The organism is Gilliamella sp. Choc5-1, from assembly GCF_001690595.1.
Classification (GTDB): domain Bacteria; phylum Pseudomonadota; class Gammaproteobacteria; order Enterobacterales; family Orbaceae; genus Gilliamella; species Gilliamella apicola_M.
Window position 1 is genome coordinate 46,890 of record NZ_LZHH01000122.1, and the last position, 18,915, is coordinate 65,804.

At 35.2% G+C, this 18,915-nt stretch carries 15 protein-coding genes; all 15 read left to right on the forward strand.

Annotation, left to right across the window (positions count from 1 at the left end; genetic code table 11):
* Nucleotides 1-31 precede the first annotated feature (31 nt).
* The 15 genes from ftsI (at nucleotide 32) to pgi (ending at nucleotide 18,851) form a co-directional block, all read left to right on the forward strand.
* The gene (gene ftsI, locus A9G35_RS11750; protein ID WP_065637067.1) at nucleotides 32-1,780 is read left to right on the forward strand and encodes a peptidoglycan glycosyltransferase FtsI; all 1,749 of its coding nucleotides are present in this window, start codon (nucleotides 32-34) and stop codon (nucleotides 1,778-1,780) included.
* A 10-nt stretch (nucleotides 1,781-1,790) separates the two neighbouring features.
* Nucleotides 1,791-3,344, forward strand: coding sequence for a UDP-N-acetylmuramoyl-L-alanyl-D-glutamate--2,6-diaminopimelate ligase (gene murE, locus A9G35_RS11755; protein ID WP_081300216.1), 1,554 nt, complete (start codon nucleotides 1,791-1,793; stop codon nucleotides 3,342-3,344).
* Entirely contained in the window at nucleotides 3,341-4,696 is a 1,356-nt protein-coding gene (gene murF / locus A9G35_RS11760; RefSeq protein ID WP_065637026.1) for a UDP-N-acetylmuramoyl-tripeptide--D-alanyl-D-alanine ligase, read from the forward strand. Before murE ends, murF begins: the two co-directional genes overlap by 4 nt.
* Before the next feature lie 18 nt (nucleotides 4,697-4,714).
* A complete protein-coding gene (mraY, locus tag A9G35_RS11765; protein WP_065637027.1) occupies nucleotides 4,715-5,797 on the forward strand; it encodes a phospho-N-acetylmuramoyl-pentapeptide-transferase in 1,083 nt (360 codons plus the stop codon).
* Nucleotides 5,798-5,822: 25 nt separating this feature from the next.
* The gene (gene murD, locus A9G35_RS11770; protein WP_065637028.1) at nucleotides 5,823-7,157 is read left to right on the forward strand and encodes a UDP-N-acetylmuramoyl-L-alanine--D-glutamate ligase; all 1,335 of its coding nucleotides are present in this window, start codon (nucleotides 5,823-5,825) and stop codon (nucleotides 7,155-7,157) included.
* Entirely contained in the window at nucleotides 7,154-8,305 is a 1,152-nt protein-coding gene (ftsW, locus tag A9G35_RS11775; protein WP_065637029.1) for a cell division protein FtsW, read from the forward strand. Before murD ends, ftsW begins: the two co-directional genes overlap by 4 nt.
* On the forward strand, nucleotides 8,305-9,357 hold the full coding sequence (murG, locus tag A9G35_RS11780; protein ID WP_065637030.1) for an undecaprenyldiphospho-muramoylpentapeptide beta-N-acetylglucosaminyltransferase: 1,053 nt from the start codon (nucleotides 8,305-8,307) through the stop codon (nucleotides 9,355-9,357). The genes ftsW and murG overlap by 1 nt, the downstream gene beginning before the upstream one ends.
* Nucleotides 9,358-9,526: 169 nt before the next feature.
* A complete protein-coding gene (gene murC, locus A9G35_RS11785; protein ID WP_065637031.1) occupies nucleotides 9,527-10,975 on the forward strand; it encodes a UDP-N-acetylmuramate--L-alanine ligase in 1,449 nt (482 codons plus the stop codon).
* Nucleotides 10,976-10,977: 2 nt separating this feature from the next.
* Nucleotides 10,978-11,886 (forward strand): D-alanine--D-alanine ligase, encoded by a 909-nt coding sequence (locus tag A9G35_RS11790; RefSeq protein WP_065637032.1) that lies wholly within the window; start codon nucleotides 10,978-10,980, stop codon nucleotides 11,884-11,886.
* A 13-nt stretch (nucleotides 11,887-11,899) separates the two neighbouring features.
* Nucleotides 11,900-12,745 (forward strand): FtsQ-type POTRA domain-containing protein, encoded by an 846-nt coding sequence (locus A9G35_RS11795; protein WP_065637033.1) that lies wholly within the window; start codon nucleotides 11,900-11,902, stop codon nucleotides 12,743-12,745.
* A 9-nt stretch (nucleotides 12,746-12,754) separates the two neighbouring features.
* On the forward strand, nucleotides 12,755-14,008 hold the full coding sequence (gene ftsA / locus A9G35_RS11800; RefSeq protein ID WP_065637034.1) for a cell division protein FtsA: 1,254 nt from the start codon (nucleotides 12,755-12,757) through the stop codon (nucleotides 14,006-14,008).
* Nucleotides 14,009-14,101: 93 nt separating this feature from the next.
* Nucleotides 14,102-15,232, forward strand: a complete 1,131-nt coding sequence (ftsZ, locus tag A9G35_RS11805; protein WP_442903181.1) for a cell division protein FtsZ — start codon at nucleotides 14,102-14,104, stop codon at nucleotides 15,230-15,232.
* Between the two features lie 69 nt (nucleotides 15,233-15,301).
* Nucleotides 15,302-16,216 carry a UDP-3-O-acyl-N-acetylglucosamine deacetylase gene (gene lpxC, locus A9G35_RS11810; protein ID WP_065637036.1) on the forward strand — a complete coding sequence of 305 codons (915 nt, stop codon included), beginning with the start codon at nucleotides 15,302-15,304 and terminating at the stop codon, nucleotides 16,214-16,216.
* Between the two features lie 80 nt (nucleotides 16,217-16,296).
* Nucleotides 16,297-16,884 carry a 5'-deoxynucleotidase gene (gene yfbR, locus A9G35_RS11815; protein ID WP_065637037.1) on the forward strand — a complete coding sequence of 196 codons (588 nt, stop codon included), beginning with the start codon at nucleotides 16,297-16,299 and terminating at the stop codon, nucleotides 16,882-16,884.
* Nucleotides 16,885-17,201: 317 nt separating this feature from the next.
* Nucleotides 17,202-18,851 (forward strand): glucose-6-phosphate isomerase, encoded by a 1,650-nt coding sequence (pgi, locus tag A9G35_RS11820; RefSeq protein WP_065637038.1) that lies wholly within the window; start codon nucleotides 17,202-17,204, stop codon nucleotides 18,849-18,851.
* Nucleotides 18,852-18,915: the final 64 nt, after the last annotated feature.

Sequence of the window (18,915 nt, forward strand, 5' to 3'; positions counted from 1 at the left end):
GAAATCTGTCACTAAACATAAGAAAAACAAAATAAAAAAGGCTACCAAAACAACTAAAGCCAATAAGTTGAATAACAGTAAAAAGCAATTTTTTACACCCAATCGTTTTTATATTATATATGGTTTAATTATTTTTGCGATTATTTGTCTTATTGTTCGAATGGCACTGTTACAAATTATTGAGCCTGACAAACTTATTGCTGAAGGTAATAAACGTTCACTTCGTCATCAGGAAATGGATGCTCCAAGAGCAATGATTACTGATCGTAATGGGCGTGCGTTAGCCGTAAGTGTGCCAATGTTTGACGTTTGGGCAGATCCCAAAATTGTTGTACAAAAAGGTGGAGTTAAAGCGGATGATATTAGATGGCAAGGATTAGCTCAAACGTTAAATATTCCAATGTCAACGCTAGAACAAAAATTAAACAACCCATCAATGAGATTTGTTTATTTATCTAAGCAAGTAACGCCAACAATATCTGATTATTTAAAAAAACTAAAATTGCCAGGGATATCCTTTGCGAAAACATCTAAACGTTATTATCCAGCAGCAGAAAATATAGCCCAATTAATTGGGCTCACAGATATTGATGAAAATGGTACTGAAAAAGGTTCTGAAGGTATTGAAAAAAGTTTTAATAAATGGTTAATAGGTGAATCGGGGCAAAGAGTTGTAAGACGTGATCGAGTAGGTCGTGTAATTGAGGAATTGCAACGTACGGAAAGCGAAAAGGCATCAGACTTAACATTAAGTATAGACGAGCGTTTACAATCGCTAGTGTATAGTGAACTTAATCAAGCTGTTGAATTTAATAAAGCAGACAGTGGAACAGCTGTATTGATTGATGTACATACTGGTGAGATTTTAGCGATGGCAACTAGTCCATCTTATAATCCTAATAATCGTTCATCAATTGATTATAATTTATTGAGAAATAGAGCAGTTACTGATGCGTTTGAACCAGGCTCTACGGTTAAACCGCTAGTTGTAATGGCTGCTTTAGAAAAAAAAATTGCTAACTTAAATACTATTATCGATACTAGACCGTTTTATGTTAATCGCTATGAAATTAAAGATGTGTCATATCAAAAAACATTAAATTTGGCTGGTATCTTAGAAAAATCAAGTAATGTTGGCGTAAGTAAGCTCGCTTTGCAAATGCAGCAGGGTGATCTGGTAGAATTCTATAGCCGGTTTGGATTGGGGCAACCAATAGGGCTTGGTCTAGGTGGGGAAGTGAGCGGTTCTATTGCAGCAGATAGAACCAGAAAATGGGCGGATATTGAACGAGCAACATTTGCGTTTGGATATGGATTAAGTGTGACTCCATTACAATTGGCAAGAGCTTATGCGACCATTGGTAGTTATGGTATATATCGGCCTGTTTCTATTTTAAAAGTCAACAAACCTGTTAAAGGTGAACGTGTGGTTTCAGAAAAAGTAGCTAAAACAGTTGTGCAATTGATGGAAGCGGTAGCTGTAACAGGGGGGGGTACCAAAGCATCAGTTCCTGGGTATAGCGTAGGTGTTAAAACAGGAACAGCTAAAAAATTAGCTGGTGGCAGATATGTTAACCAATATTTAGCGTATACCGCAGGTATTGCACCAGCAACAGGACCAAAATACTCCCTTGTAGTTGTGATTGATAATCCTAAAGCGGGTCAATATTATGGTGGTTCGGTTTCAGCCCCCGTCTTTAGCCGTATTATGGGCGGAGTATTAAGAACAATGAATGTAAAACCCGATCGTCAAGTTGATGGTCAAATGATTATTTATTAATAGGTAGGAAATGATAGCTATAAGCACTTTTAAGAGATTGTTTGAATTGTTAGGCGGAAGTAATCAACTAAAATTAGAGGACTTTCCGCTTAATCATTTACGCATTGATAGTCGTAAAGTAGAAAAAGGTGATGTGTTTGTTGCTATCAAAGGACATACGGTTGATGGACGAGAATTTATTCCTCAAGCCATTTCATCTGGTGCGGTTGCTGTTATAGTTGAAACAAATCGAAAATCAAGTAATTTAACAATTAAGTATCTTGAGCACGATAATAAATCAGCAATTCCACAAATTAGTGTTTTCCAGCTTTCACAACGCCTATCTGTGATTGCTAATGAGTTTTATCATTCTCCATCAAAAAAATTATCTGTTATTGGGGTAACAGGAACCAATGGAAAAACAACCGTTAGTCAGCTTATTGCTCAATGCACAACATTGTTAAATAAAAAAACAGCACTAATGGGAACTATTGGTAATGGAATTTATAATGAACTTGAGCCATCAGTTAATACAACGTTATCAGCAGTAGATGTGCAAACTTTATTAGCTGAATTTGTAGAGAAACAGGTCAAAGTTGTAACGATGGAAATTTCCTCACATGGACTCGCCATGGATCGGGTTAAAGGGCTAAATTGTGCAGCTACCGTATTTACCAATTTGAGTCGCGATCATCTTGATTACCATAAGACAATGAGTAAATATGCAAAAGCAAAATGGTCGTTATTTAGTTCTGATGAAAAAGAAAAACAAGTTTTAAGCTCAGGTAAATCAATTGTTAATTATGATGACAAATATGGTAAACGATGGATTGATAAACTACGAGATGTAACGGCAGTATCATGCCAGCCTAAATCATTGCGCCAGTTGAAGTCTTTAAACAAGTCTTATGTTGGAGTTTCGATGATCGAATATCATGATAAAGGTGCTAAAATTCATATAGATTCAAGTTGGGGAAATGCTATTGTCAATAGCCGGTTATTAGGTGAATTTAATGTTTCTAATTTGTTATTGGCTATAGCGACACTTTTAACATTGAACTATCCATTTTTTTCTGTAGTGAATATGGCCTCTTTTTTGACTCCCATTTGTGGACGAATGGATGTTTTACATGTAAAAGATAATCCAACAGTTATTGTTGATTATGCTCATACCCCAGATGCTTTACAAAAAGCGTTGCAAGCAAGCCGAATTCATTGCCAAGGAACGCTATGGGTGATTTTTGGTTGTGGTGGTGATAGGGATACAGGTAAAAGACCTTTGATGGCAAAGGTAGCAGAACAATTTGCTGATAAAATTGTTTTGACTAATGATAATCCACGCACTGAAGATGAAATGAAGATCATTGATGATATTCAACAAGGTTTACATCGTACTGGCAACATACAAATCATTACCGATAGGGTTGAAGCTATTAAACAAACATTGAATCAAGCAGAACCAAATGATGTAATTTTAATTGCAGGTAAAGGACATGAGGACTACCAAATAGTTGGTAAAATCAAATATCACTATTCAGATCAAGAAACAGTGAAAAAACTTCTAGGAGTAGAGAATCAATCATGATTCCAGTAAAAATTAAACAAATAAAAGAAATAGTGAATGGTAACTCTTATTATATTCAAGACGAAAATAGTGTTATTAACTCTATTTGTACCGATTCTCGAATGATTACTAAACAATCTTTATTTATTGCACTTGTTGGTAATCATTTTGATGGACATGCTTTTGCAGTGCAGTCTATTAAAGATGGTGCTATAGCTGTGATCGTAGATCATAAACTTAATAAAACAATACCGCAGATTGTTGTCAAAGATACTCGCCTAGCTTTAGGGAAAATTGCGAATTTTGTTCGCCAACAAAGTACTGCAAAAATTGTGGCACTTACAGGCTCATCAGGTAAAACATCAGTTAAAGAAATGACTGCTGCCATTTTACAAAATTGCGGGCAAACCCTCTATACACAAGGTAATTTCAATAATGATATTGGCGTGCCATTGACAATGTTGAGATTAACTAAACAAGATCAGTTTGCCGTAATAGAATTAGGTGCAAATCATATCGGTGAAATTGCCTATACTACAAATATTGTTAAACCACACAGTGCTTTAATTAATAATATTGCTGAAGCACATATAGAAGGCTTTGGTTCACTTGATGGCGTGGCAGTGGCTAAAGGTGAGATTTTTGAAAGTTTATCTAAAGATGGTATTGCTATCATTAATTTGGATAGTTGTTCTGATAAATGGTCTACTCAGTTAACAAATAAGACTGTTTGGACATTTTCGTTGGCAAACTTGTCGGCCGATTTTTACGCAAGTAACATTCAATATGCTGAAAATACAACTTTTACATTACATACACCAAACGGTGAATGTCCTATTATATTACCTTTAATTGGTGAGCATAATGTTTCAAATGCTATCGCAGCATCAGCTTTAGCACTCTCTGTTGGTGCAACATTTAATCAGATACAGCAAGGTTTAGCCAATTTAAAACCAGTAAAAGGTCGATTATTCCCAATAAGATTAAATCAAACCCAATTAATTTGGGATGATTCTTATAATGCTAATGTTGGCTCAATGTCGGCAGCAATAAAAGTGTTGGCAAAACAGCCAGGCTATCGAGTTTTGGTCGTTGGCGATATGGGGGAACTAGGGCCTGAATCTGAAAAATATCATCGACAAATAGGCGAACTTGCTCGCGATGAAAAGCTTGATTGTGTAGTAAGTATTGGCAAATTAAGTCAATTTATTAGTCTGTATAGTGGTGAGGGTCACCATTTTAATAACAAACAAGATGCAGCAAATTTTCTGTTAACGTTATTACGTCAACACCCAACTTTAACTATGCTAGTTAAAGGTTCTCGTAGTGCAAAAATGGAAGAAATCATCGAAAAAATTCAAATTAAGCAATAAAGCGTTAGGATTAAAATTATGTTGGTGTGGATATCAGAATATTTAGTGAAACATTTTACCTTTTTTAATGTTATCTCTTATTTAACTGTAAGAGCTATTTTAGGGTTATTAACTTCTTTAGCAATTTCTTTATTTTTTGGTCAGAAAGTTATTGATAGGTTGCAAAAATTGCAAATTGGGCAAGTCATCCGTCATGATGGACCAGAATCACATTTAAGTAAAAAGGGAACTCCCACTATGGGAGGAGTGCTTATTTTAGCATCTATCGTATTATCGGTACTTTTATGGGCAGATCTTCGTAATCCTTATGTTTGGGTAACCTTATTTGTTTTAATTGGTTATGGCATTATTGGCTTTATTGATGATTATTTAAAGGTAATCCGCAAAAATAGTGCAGGCCTTATTGCAAAATGGAAGTATTTTTGGCAATCGGTTATTGCGTTAATTGTTGCTTTTGGCCTTTATGTTTACGGAAAAGATAGCACGGTAACAGTACTCGTTTTACCATTTTTTAAAGATGTTATGCCTCAATTAGGATTATTATTTATTCTACTTAGTTACATTGTGATTGTTGGGGCTGGAAATGCCGTTAATTTAACTGATGGACTTGATGGGCTTGCCATTATGCCAACTGTTTTTGTTGCTGCTGGTTTTGCGCTTGTATCTTGGGCAACAGGTAATGTTAATTTTGCAGCTTACCTACATATTCCTTATATCAAATTTAGTGGCGAATTAATGATTGTCTGTACCGCAATTATTGGTGCTGGACTTGGTTTTTTATGGTTTAACACCTATCCTGCTATGGTTTTTATGGGGGATGTTGGCTCATTAGCTTTAGGTGGTGTGTTTGGAATTATTGCTGTTTTATTACGACAAGAATTTTTATTACTAATTATGGGTGGAATTTTTGTTATCGAAACTTTATCCGTGATTTTACAAGTAGGCTCATATAAATTACGAGGTAAAAGGATATTTAAGATGGCACCGATTCATCATCACTATGAATTAAAAGGTTGGCCAGAGCCTAGAGTTATTGTGCGTTTTTGGATTATTTCATTAATGTTAGTTTTAATTGGATTATTAACTCTAAAATTACGTTAATTTAAACATAGATCAGGATTGAATCATGGTTAGCTATCAGGGCAAAAATGTTGTAATTATTGGATTAGGCATTACAGGTCTTTCTTGTGTTGATTATTTTCTTGATCAAAACGTTATCCCAAAGGTAATTGATACTCGTTTAAAACCACAAGGATTAGAGCAATTAGATAATCGTGTTAATTATCATTTAGGTGACTTAAATATTGATTGGTTGTTAAAAGCTGATTTAATTATCACTAGCCCAGGCATTGCATTATCAACTCCAGAATTGAAAAAAGCAGCTGAAAAAGGTATCGAAATTATTGGTGATATAGAACTTTTTTGTCGTGAAGTTAATCTGCAACCAAATAAAAAAATTGTTGCGATCACTGGAGCTAATGGTAAAACAACGGTGACAACATTGGTTGGTGATATAATTAAATCATCCGGTATTAAAGTGGGTGTTGGTGGAAATATAGGCGAACCTGCATTATCCCTTTTAAAGCAGGAATATGATGTATATGTTCTTGAATTATCAAGTTTCCAGCTAGAAACAACATATAGTTTGCAGGCGACTGTTGCAACAATTTTAAATATTTCAGAAGATCATATGGATCGGTATCCTCTTGGTTTAATGCAATATGTCGAGGCTAAGCAACGTATTTATCATAATGCAAAATATTGTGTAATTAACCATGATGATAAATTAACTATTCCAACTGATAAACAAAGCAAATGTGTTTCATTCGGTGTGAATAAAGGTGATTATCATTTAGATGTCCATTATGAACACCTAATTGCACAAAAACAAAGCGTGTTAGATACTAAAATGATAAAACTAATTGGGTGTCATAACTATCTTAATGCGTTAGCTGCTTTAGCAATTGCAGATAAATTAAATATTCCACGACAATCAAGCTTAGCAACAATAGCCTCCTTTCAAGGCTTGCCACATCGTTTTGAACTGGTTTTTGAGCAAAATGGTGTAAAGTGGATTAATGATTCTAAAGCGACCAATGTAGGTAGTACGGAAGCGGCGCTAAAAAGTGTTATTTGCCACGGTAAACTATACTTATTATTAGGTGGTGATGGCAAATCAGCTGATTTTTCTCCTCTATTACCTTACTTACAAAATAACAATCTTGAGGTTTTCTGTTTTGGGCGAGATCGTTATTTGCTTGGTAAATTAGCTCCTAATATAACAACAATAACTGAAACAATGGCTGAATCGATGCAAATCATTGCTCAAAAAGCAATATCAAATGATGTAGTATTACTTTCCCCTGCTTGTGCAAGTTTAGATCAATTTAAAAATTATATTGAACGAGGAAATCAATTTGCAAAATTAGCCAAAAAATATGCTCAAAGAGGTAAAAAATGACATTCTTTTGGTTAAAAAAACAAGTTAACCCACATATACCATTTGATAACCAATTACTTTGGACTGTGCTTGGTTTAATGATATTTGGTTTGATTATGGTGACATCAGCTTCAATGTCATTTAATGAAAGCAATCCTTTTTTTTATACACAACGGGAGCTTATTCAATTAGGACTATCGTTATTTTTAATGTTTATTACACTGTATATTCCGATGCAACGTTGGCAACAGTTTAGCTCTGCATTACTGATTGTTGCTATTATTATGTTAGTTGTTGTACTTGGTATTGGTTCTTCAATTAATGGGGCTTCTCGTTGGATACCTCTAGGTGTGTTTAATTTTCAACCAGCAGAGCTTTCAAAGTTAGCTTTATTTTTATTTTTAGCTGGTTATTTATCACGTAAATTTGAAGAAGTAAAAAATGGCTTTTGGGGTTTTTTTAAACCAATGGTTGTTATGGCAGTACTCTCAGTTTTGTTACTTAAACAACCCGATTTAGGTACAGTTATCGTTTTATTTATGGTAACTATCGGTATTTTATTTATTGCTGGCGCACAATTGTGGCAATTTATTGCTATTTTGTTAACGGGCGTTGGAGCAGTGATTTGTTTGATTTTGTATGAGTCTTACCGCTTAACACGACTGTTAACCTTTCTTGACCCTTGGCAAGATGCAACAGGTTCTGGTTATCAATTAGTTGCATCATTAATGGCAATTGGTAATGGGGGTATTACCGGGCAAGGTATGGGTAATTCCATCCTAAAATTAGGTTACCTACCTGAATGCCATACCGATTTTATTTTTTCGATTATTTCTGAAGAATATGGATATATAGGTGTAGTTGCTTTATTGTCACTGCTTTTCTTTCTGACATTTAAAGCGCTTGCAATTGGTTATAGAGCGTTAAATGAGGGCTTACTGTTTTCGGGGTATTTAGCCTGTGAAATTGGTATATGGTTTGGCTTTCAAACATTTGTTAACGTTGGTGTTACATCTGGTATGTTACCAACCAAAGGATTAACATTACCATTTATCAGTTATGGTGGTTCAAGCCTTATTCTGAGCAGTATTGCAGTTGCAATACTGCTCAGAATAGATTTTGAATTTAGACAACAACAAGCACAAGCACGAATAAGGTTAATAAAATAATGAAAAAGTTGTTAGTTATGGCTGGTGGAACAGGCGGACACGTCTTTCCCGGTATTGCTGTTGCACATTATTTAATGAAGCAAGGTTGGCAAGTCAGATGGTTAGGTACCGCTGACCGAATGGAGGCACAGCTAGTTCCTGAAAATGGTATTAAAATCGATTTTATCGAAATATCAGGGCTACGAGGCAAAGGTGTGGTGGCATTATTAAAAGCGCCTTATAAAATTCTAAAAGCTGTTTTACAAGCTAGAAAAATTTTAAAAGCATATCGTCCTGATGTTGTTTTAGGCATGGGGGGATATGTTTCTGGTCCTGGAGGAATCGCAGCTAAAACACTTGGCATACCGGTTGTAGTGCATGAACAAAATGGTATAGCCGGTTTAACCAACAAGTGGCTAGCTAAAATTGCAACTAAAGTTTTGCAAGCATTTCCTACCGCTTTTCCTAAGGCTGAAGTAGTTGGTAACCCTGTACGCAGTGATCTTTTAACTGTGGCAAAACCAGAAGAAAGATTTAAAAACCGTAATGGACCAATCAGGATATTAGTTATGGGGGGAAGCCAAGGTGCCAAAATTATTAATGATATAGTGCCGCAAGTAATAACAAAATTATCAAATAAATATGAGGTGTGGCATCAAACAGGTAAAGGAATGTTAGATTCAGTAATTCAGTCTTATCAAAATTGTGATATGACAAATAATAAAGTAACTGAATTTATATCAAATGTTACTGATGCATACAATTGGGCTGATATTGTGATTTGTCGAAGTGGCGCTTTAACTGTTAGTGAAATTGAGGTTGTTGGTATCGGCGCTATTTTCGTACCATTTATGCATAAAGATCGCCAGCAGTTTTGGAATGCAAAATCACTATCAGATATAGGAGCTGCCCATATTATAGAACAGCCAGATTTTAACGTTGAATCACTATCAAATTTATTATTAAATTTACCTCGCAACAAATTACTTGAAATGGCAATTAAAGCTAAAAGCCTTTCTATTGTAAATTCCACTGAAAAAGTAGCGAAAAACCTTGATTCAGTGATAAAATAATAAGCTTTAGATATAAATTTTATGTGGCTTTTTGCTCAAAAATTTAGGGTTGCTGTGTGGCTAGGGCAATAATTTGTTTAAGCTAAGAAAAATAATTGCAATACAAATAAGCCATGATGATATAAGGCATTACACTACACAATAAAAAGAAGAATTTAGGAGTCCAATAGTGAATACAAGGGATTTAGCGGAGTTAAGAGCAATCATTCCTGAAATGAAGAGAGTCAAACATATTCACTTTGTGGGGATTGGTGGCGCTGGTATGGGAGGCATTGCTGAGGTTCTAGCTAATGAAGGTTACAAAATCAGTGGTTCAGACATTGCAGAAAATGCGGTCACTCAACATCTTGAAACATTAGGTGCAAAAATTGTTATTGGTCACGCTGCTGAAAATGTGCTTAACTCTAGTGTTGTTGTTATATCTTCGGCTATTTCACAAGATAACGTTGAAGTAATTGCAGCACGTGAAGCGCGTATCCCTGTGATTCAACGAGCTGAAATGTTGGCTGAACTAATGCGTTTTCGTTATGGAATAGCTATTGCTGGTACACATGGAAAAACCACCACTACCGCAATGGTTACTGCTATTTATGCCGAAGCCAAACTTGATCCAACATTTGTCAATGGTGGCTTAGTTAAGGCGGCAGGAACACATGCTAGATTAGGTAATAGTCGTTATTTTATTGCTGAAGCAGATGAAAGCGATGCATCATTTCTTCATTTGCAACCAATGGCCTCTATTGTAACAAATATCGAGCCAGACCATATGGATACATATCAAGGAAGTGTTGATAATCTTAAACAAACATTTATTTCATTTTTACGTAATCTTCCATTTTATGGCTTAGCTATTATGTGTTACGACGATTCTATTAATCGTGAATTATTACCGATTGTGGGACGTAAAATTATTACGTATGGGTTTAGTGAAGAAGCTGATGTTGTCATTAAAAATTATCGTCAAAAACAAGGAGTCAGTTATTACACCGTTTGTCGCCCAAACTGCCCAGATTTGCAGATTAAACTAAATGCGCCCGGAAAACATAATGCCTTAAATTCGGTAGCCGCAATTATTGCTGCAACTGAAGATGGCATTGATGATGAATCAATTATCAACGCACTGGCTAAATTTGCTGGCACTAACCGACGTTTTGATGTATTAGGTGTATTTCCTCATGTTGACGGTGGTGATATTATGGTGGTTGATGATTATGGTCATCATCCTAGTGAAGTTAATGCAACAATTCAGGCCGCAAAAAATGGTTGGCCTGATCGACGGCTTGTAATGTTATTTCAACCCCATCGATATACACGTACTCGCGATCTATTTGATGATTTTGCACAAGTCCTTTCTCAAGTCGATACGCTTGTAATGTTAGATGTTTATTCGGCGGGAGAACAGCCTATTATTGGGGCAGACAGCCGATCTTTATGTCGTTCAATACGTAATCGAGGCAAAGTTGACCCAATTTATGTTTCGGATTTAGATTTGCTACCTGAAATTATGCAAGAAGTATTACAAGGTGGTGATTTATTAATTACACAAGGGGCTGGTAGTGTTGGCCGTATTGCGCGCCAATTAACCCAAACTCAATTATTCTCAAAACAGGTTTTATAAAAATGGTTGATAAAGTTGCTGTATTATATGGTGGTACCTCTGCTGAACGAGAAGTATCACTTAAGTCAGGTAAAGCTGTGCATGCAGGATTGTTGGCAAATGATATTGATGCGCATCTTATTGATCCCCAATATCATCCTATTACCAATTTAAAAGAAGAAGGTTATACAAAAGCTTTTATTATTTTACACGGACGTGGTGGGGAAGATGGTATTATTCAAGCGATTTTGACTTATCAAAATATTCCTTATACAGGTAGTGATGTTTTATCATCTGCATTAACAATGGATAAGTTAAAAACTAAATTAGTGTGGAAATCACTTAATTTACCTGTTGCTGATTATGTTATAATAGAAAAATCACAATCAATTGATACAGATGCTATTGTTAAACAACTTGGTTTACCATTGTTTGTAAAACCAAGCCATGAAGGTTCAAGTGTGGGAATGACCAGAGTTAATGAAGCATCTGAATTACAGTCTGCTATTAATGTAGCTTTCAAATATGATAGCATTGTAATGGTTGAGTCATTTTTAGCAGGTCCAGAATTTACAGTTGCAATTGTAGGCGAAGATGTTTTACCTACAATTCGCATCCAACCCACTACTGAATTTTATGATTATGATGCAAAGTATTTATCGAACTCAACGCAATATTTTTGTCCTAGTGGATTGCCAGATAATAAAGAACAAGAGATTAGTAAATTAGCATTAGAGGCTTATAAAGCTGTGGGTTGTAGAGGTTGGGGACGAGTAGATATTATATTTGATGCTAATCAAAATCCGTATTTGCTTGAAGTTAATACAGCGCCAGGTATGACAGATCATAGTTTAGTGCCAATGGCAGCCAAACAATATGGTTGGTCATTTAATGAACTTGTGGCCAGAATTTTAAATTTGGCAACACTATAATTGACCTTATTTTATGAAGCAAGTTAGGCAGGCAGCGCATAGACGAGAAGATAAAAATAGAAGGCGATTGCTTATCTTTCGTAATACTGAACAATTAATTGGATTTTTGTTCTTTATTATAATTATTTTTATTTGTATTTGGGTTGTTCAAAGCTTCAAAAATTGGATGGATGATCCCGAACAAATGGTATTATCACAATTAACATTAAGTGGTGAATATACTTATACAACTGAGAATGATCTTCGTGAGGCCATTCTTGGATTAGGATTACCTAACACTTATATTGGACAAGACGTGAATGATATCCAACAAGAAGTGATGCGATTTCCATGGGTTAAAAAAACAAGTGTGCGTAAACAGTGGCCTAATAGGTTAATTGTCTATGTGGAGGAGTATAGACCTGCGCTTTATTGGAATGATCTATTTTTACTTGATGAAAATGGCAATATTTTTAGTGTACCACTTGACCGTATTACTAAACTACAATTGCCAAGGCTATATGGCCCTGAAGGTAAGGCCAAATCGGCTTTAGAAACTTATTATAAATTAGAGAGTCTTTCCAAAAAACTAGTGAATAATCAGTTAGCATTACAAATTAAAGTGGCTATAACTGATGAAAGAAATGCATGGCAATTAATGGTGGAACCGTGTGTATCGGGTTTTTGCCTTGAAAATCAGGAAATAAAGCTATTGTTAGGCAATGAAAATATTGAACAGCGATATCAACAATTTATTAAATTATTTCCTGAAATTCAATCACGGTTGCCAGAAAATGAAAGAATAATGGTCGCTGATTTACGTTACGAAAATGGTATTTCAGTGCAAAAAGAAAAAATGGTGCAGAAAGGAATAAATTAAGGCTGAAGTATGAAAGCAACAGAAAAAAAATTGGTTGTTGGACTAGAAGTTGGTACCTCTAAAGTACTTGCTCTTGTTGGCGAGGTTCTTCCCGATGGTATTATTAATATTATTGGAGTAGGACACTGTCCATCAAAAGGGGTTGATAAAGGAGGGGTTAACGATCTAGAGGCCGTCGTAAAATCAATCCAACGAGCAGTTGAACAAGCTGAACTAATGGCGGATTGCCAAATATCTTCAGTATATCTAAGCCTTTCAGGTAAACACATTCGTTGTCAAAATGAAATAGGCATGGTGCCAATAGCGGATGAAGAAGTAACAGCAGAAGACGTCGACAATGTTGTTCATACTGCAAAATCGGTCAGAATTCTAGATGAGCATCGTATATTGCACGTTATTGCACAAGAATATTCTATTGATTTACAAGAAGGTATTAAAAACCCTATCGGCCTATCTGGCGTAAGAATGAAAGCTAAAGTTCATTTAGTCACTTGTCATAATGATATGGCTAGAAATATTGTTAAAGCTGTTGAACGTTGCGGATTGAAAGTCGATCAACTTATTTTTTCAGGGTTAGCTTCTAGTTATGCTGTTTTAACCGATGATGAAAAAGAATTAGGGGTTTGTGTTATTGATATGGGGGGGGGCACAATGGATGTGACAGTTTATACTGGAGGTGCTTTACGTCATTCTGTTGTAATTCCATATGCTGGTAATGTTGTTACTAGTGATATTGCCTATGCATTTGGTGCACCACCGATGGATGCTGAAAATATTAAAATTCGTTATGGATGCGCTGTTGGTTCACTGATTGGTAAAGATGAAGTTATTGATGTACCAAGTGTTGGCGGTAGGCCTTCTCGTTCATTGCAACGCCAAACCCTTGTTGATGTAATTGAGCCTCGCTATTCCGAGCTTCTTTTATTGGTAAAAAAAGAATTACTTACACTACAAGATGAACTTAAAAAACAAAATATTAAATACCAATTAGCAGCAGGTATTGTATTAACAGGTGGAGCTGCTCAAATAAAAGGAATGGTTGAGTGTGCTGAAAAAGTTTTTCAAAATCAAGTTCGTATTGGGCAACCACTAAATATATCAGGGTTAACTGATTATGTACAAAAACCATATTGTTCAACAACTATAGGGTTATTACATTATGGAAAACAGAGTTTATTAAATGATGATGCTAAAGATAGTAATAAATCATCATTAAAAGGGATAGCTAAACGATTGACCGGTTGGTTTAAAAAAGAATTTTAGCTAATATATTTCAAGAACTTCGTGGACATTGTAGATGATTATCTGTACAATGTTTCAAGATCGTAAATTTGGAGATAAGTTATGTTTGAGCCTATGGTTGCAGATGATGAACCAGCAGCAGTCATTAAAGTTATTGGTGTCGGTGGTGGCGGTGGTAATGCCGTCGAGCATATGATTGCCGAGCATATTGAAGGTGTTGAATTTTTTGCGGCAAATACAGATGCGCAGGCATTAAAAAGAATTAAGGTAGGTCAAACTATCCAAATTGGTACTAATGTAACTAAAGGACTTGGTGCTGGTGCTAATCCAGAAGTTGGTAGGAACTCAGCTGAGGAAGATCGCGAGGTCATCCGTAGTGCTATTGAAGGAGCTGATATGGTTTTCATCGCAGCTGGTATGGGTGGGGGCACAGGAACAGGTGCTGCACCGGTAGTTGCTGAAATAGCAAAAGAGTTAGGTATACTAACTGTCGCTGTTGTTACTAAGCCTTTTGGCTTCGAAGGCAAAAAGCGTATGGCCTTTGCTGAGCAGGGTATTGCTGAATTAGCGAAACATGTTGATTCACTGATAACTATTCCAAATGACAAATTATTAAAAGTATTAGGTCGTGGAGTGAAATTACTTGACGCTTTTGCGGCAGCTAATGGTGTTTTAAAAGGTGCGGTACAAGGTATAGCTGAGCTTATCACTAAACCTGGTCATATCAATGTTGACTTTGCTGACGTAAGAACAGTAATGTCTGAAATGGGATATGCAATGATGGGCTCTGGCCGAGCTAGTGGTGATAATCGAGCTGAAGAAGCCGCTGAAATGGCAATTTCTAGTCCATTACTTGAAGATATTGATTTATCTGGTGCTCGAGGCGTATTGGTAAATGTAACTGCAGGATTAGATCTTGGTTTAGAAGAGTTTGAAACTGTTGGTAGTACGGTTCGTGCATTTGCTTCTGACAATGCGACAGTTGTTGTTGGTACAACTTTTGATCCTGATATGTCTGATGAAATTCGAGTAACAGTGGTTGCAACTGGCATTGGTATAGATAAACGTCCAGAAGTTAAAATGCCTAAAACGATTCCACCACATAATGGATTATTTGGCCAAAATAATGAGTTAGGACAATCAGAAGAGAAATTAGCTAAAGTTGTTAATGAGCCAACGGTTTCTCCTCTTGATAATCGTGAGATTTTAGATATTCCTGCTTTCATACGGAAGCAAGCAAATTAAAGTAAAGTTGAACTTATTTGATTTTTTATTGTCAAAATCAATAGGAACAAATAAAAAAGTAGGTGCAAAGTGAAACAAAGAACATTAAAAAAGACTATTCAAGCAACTGGTGTTGGTTTACATACCGGCAAAAAAGTTACTTTGACATTACGTCCTGCGCCTGAAAATACAGGTATAATTTACCGTCGTACTGATTTAAATCCATATGTGGATTTTCCCGTGGATGCAAAATCTGTGCGTGATACAATGCTTTGTACTTGTTTGATAAATGAAGATAATGTTCGTATTTCTACTGTTGAGCATATTAATGCTGCACTAGCAGGGCTAGGCATTGATAATATTATTATTGAAGTTAATGCCCCTGAAATACCAATTATGGATGGTAGTGCAAGTCCATTTGTTTATTTATTGCTTGATGCTGGTATTGCTGAACAAAACGCACTTAAAAAGTTTTTGTGTGTAAAAGAAACAGTTCGAGTTGAAAATGGTGATAAATGGGCTGAAGTAAGGCCTTATAGTGGCTTTAAACTGGATTTCACTATTGATTTTCAACATCCGGCTATCGACAGTAGTTCACAACGTTATCAACTAGATTTTTCGTCTGAATCGTTTATTCGTCAAATCAGCCGTGCTAGAACATTTGGTTTTATGCGTGATATTGAAGCATTACAATCTAAAGGTTTATGCCTAGGTGGTAGTTTAGATTGTGCAATTGTTGTTGATGATTATAAAGTGCTTAATGAAGATGGTTTGCGTTTTGAAGATGAGTTTGTGCGTCACAAAATGCTTGATACTATCGGTGATTTATATATGAGCGGTCACAATATAATTGGTGAAGTTGTTTGTTATAAATCAGGTCATGCATTGAATAATCAATTATTGCAAGCATTGCTAGCAAAACAAAATGCATGGGAATATATCACATTTACAGAAGAGCAAACTGTACCACTTGCATTGGGTACCCAACAGCTTATTCTCGCGTAAAATAATAAGTAACATTTTATATTATAGACGCTCCTGTTTTTAATAGGAGCGTTTTTATTTTATATTAAAGAGATAGTAATATGAATAACAGTCATTTTTTTGCTCATTTATCACGATTAAAATTAATTAATCGTTGGCCTTTAATGCGTAATGTAAGAACTGAAAATGTATCAGAGCATAGTTTACAGGTTGCTTTTGTTGCACATGCTTTAGCAATAATTAAAAACAAGAAATTTAATGGAAATGTTAATCCAGAAAGAATTGCATTGCTGGCAATGTACCACGACGTTTCAGAAGTAATAACAGGCGATCTACCAACACCAACAAAGTATTACAATCCACAAATAACGATTGAATATAAAAAGATTGAAAAAATAGCACAGCATAAACTTATCAATATGCTTCCAAAATATCTACAGGAAGATTTTAAAACACTCATTGATGATGATTTTTATAACGAAGCAGAAAAAAGTATTGTAAAACAGGCTGATGCATTATGTGCCTATCTTAAAACGATTGAAGAATTGAGTGCTGGTAATAATGAATTTAAATTAGCAGAACAACGTTTAAAGAAAACTTTATCTGAACGCAGCAGCCCTGAAATGGACTATTTTTTAGATGCTTTTCTACCTAGTTTTAGTTTGTCATTAGATGAAATAACGATGTAAAAATAATTTACCTAGTTAAGGTATTATCTATTACAGCTAATCCATTATTTTCAGATCATAAAATATGATATTGCCGATAAGAAAGATATTTTAATAACGGTAATAGTTTTTAGTTGTAGCTAAACTTTAATTGATAGATACAAAATTTAGGGTAAGTTCTATTTTAATTTAATGCTGTATTTTATGTACTTTGATTAAAGAACATAGTATCTATTATTTCCTATTAAACTTATTTTTACTGATAAGATCATTAACTTGCATCATTTTAGGCTTAGTTATATTATGAAAGGAATATAATGTTATTTAAGGAATAAATTATGTTAAAATCAATTGATCCAACAACAACCCAATCTTGGAAATCCCTTCAAGCTAGTTACGAAAAACACTACAATAAAACCATTGCACAAATTTTGAAAGAAGAACCGAAACGCGTTGAAAAACTTACTATTCCTTTTGAAGAAGAGTTTTTGGTTGATTTATCTAAAAATAGAGTGACACAAGAGACGCTAGAATTGCTTTATAAGCTAGCTGATGAATGCGATCTAATTGGTGCTACTAAAGCCATGTATAGCGGTGAAAAGATTAATCGTACAGAAAATCGGGCTGTATTGCATGTTGCATTACGTAATGTATCAAATACACCAATTTATGTTGATGGTAAAAATGTGATGGATGATGTTAACGCTGTCTTAGCTAAGATGGAGTCATTCAGTAAAAAAATCATTAATGGTGAATGGAAAGGATACACTGGTAAAGCCATTACTGATGTGGTCAATATTGGTATTGGTGGTTCAGATCTAGGGCCAGTAATGATTACCGAAGCGCTACGACCTTACAAAAACCACTTGAACATGCATTTCGTATCAAATGTAGATGGCACACATATCGTTGAAGCGTTAAAAGGCTTAAATCCTGAAACCACCTTATTTTTGGTTGCATCCAAAACTTTCACCACTCAAGAAACTATGACAAATGCACAAACAGCACGAGCATGGTTACTTGATACTGCTAAAGATGATAAAGCAGTTGCTTTGCACTTTGTTGCTCTTTCAACTAATGCTAAAGAAGTTGAAAAATTTGGTATTGATACAGCTAATATGTTTGAATTTTGGGATTGGGTTGGTGGACGTTATTCATCTTGGTCGGCAATTGGCTTATCGATTGTTTTATCAATTGGTTTTGATAACTTCAAACAATTTTTAGCCGGTGGTCATGCGATGGATAAGCACTTCCAAAGCGCACCAATTGATAAAAATATCCCAACGTTACTGGCATTAATTGGTATTTGGTACAACAATTTTTGTGGTGCCGAAACCGAAGCTATTTTACCATATGATCAGTACATGCACCGTTTTGCGGCTTATTTCCAACAAGGAAATATGGAGTCAAATGGTAAAAGTGTCGATCGCAACGGTAATAAAACACCTTACACAACAGGTCCAATTATTTGGGGCGAACCAGGAACCAATGGTCAACATGCATTTTATCAATTAATTCACCAAGGTACTAAACTCATCCCTTGTGATTTTATTGCACCAGCAATAAGCCATAATCCAGTTGGAGATCATCACCCAAAATTATTATCTAACTTTTTTGCTCAAACTGAAGCTTTAGCTTTTGGTAAAACAAAAGAGCAGGTCGAGCAAGAGTTCATAGCTGCAGGGAAAAATCTTGATGAAGTGAAGTCTGTTGTACCATTTAAAGTATTTGAAGGTAATAAACCAACTAATTCAATATTAGTGAAAAAAATTACACCTTATGCTCTTGGTGCCTTAGTTGCGATGTATGAGCATAAAATCTTTACTCAAGGAGTTATTCTTAATATATTTAGTTTTGATCAATGGGGTGTTGAACTTGGTAAACAACTTGCTGGACGTATTTTACCTGAATTAGCAGATGATAAACCAGTTAGCTCTCACGATGATTCAACCAATAGCTTAATCAACCAATACAAAAAATGGCGTTAAGTATTATTAAAATAAGATAAGTTATAATATAAAAAAACCTTCAGCTAAAACTGAAGGTTTTTTA

Bases quoted from the DNA above. Each gene is read 5' to 3' on its own strand.
- murE (WP_081300216.1), top strand. From the start codon at position 1,791: ATGATAGCTATAAGCACTTTTAAGAGATTGTTTGAATTGTTAGGCGGA.
- murF (WP_065637026.1), top strand. From the start codon at position 3,341: ATGATTCCAGTAAAAATTAAACAAATAAAAGAAATAGTGAATGGTAAC.
- mraY (WP_065637027.1), top strand. From the start codon at position 4,715: ATGTTGGTGTGGATATCAGAATATTTAGTGAAACATTTTACCTTTTTT.
- murD (WP_065637028.1), top strand. From the start codon at position 5,823: ATGGTTAGCTATCAGGGCAAAAATGTTGTAATTATTGGATTAGGCATT.
- ftsW (WP_065637029.1), top strand. From the start codon at position 7,154: ATGACATTCTTTTGGTTAAAAAAACAAGTTAACCCACATATACCATTT.
- murG (WP_065637030.1), top strand. From the start codon at position 8,305: ATGAAAAAGTTGTTAGTTATGGCTGGTGGAACAGGCGGACACGTCTTT.
- A9G35_RS11790 (WP_065637032.1), top strand. From the start codon at position 10,978: ATGGTTGATAAAGTTGCTGTATTATATGGTGGTACCTCTGCTGAACGA.
- A9G35_RS11795 (WP_065637033.1), top strand. From the start codon at position 11,900: ATGAAGCAAGTTAGGCAGGCAGCGCATAGACGAGAAGATAAAAATAGA.
- ftsA (WP_065637034.1), top strand. From the start codon at position 12,755: ATGAAAGCAACAGAAAAAAAATTGGTTGTTGGACTAGAAGTTGGTACC.
- ftsZ (WP_442903181.1), top strand. From the start codon at position 14,102: ATGGTTGCAGATGATGAACCAGCAGCAGTCATTAAAGTTATTGGTGTC.
- yfbR (WP_065637037.1), top strand. From the start codon at position 16,297: ATGAATAACAGTCATTTTTTTGCTCATTTATCACGATTAAAATTAATT.
- pgi (WP_065637038.1), top strand. From the start codon at position 17,202: ATGTTAAAATCAATTGATCCAACAACAACCCAATCTTGGAAATCCCTT.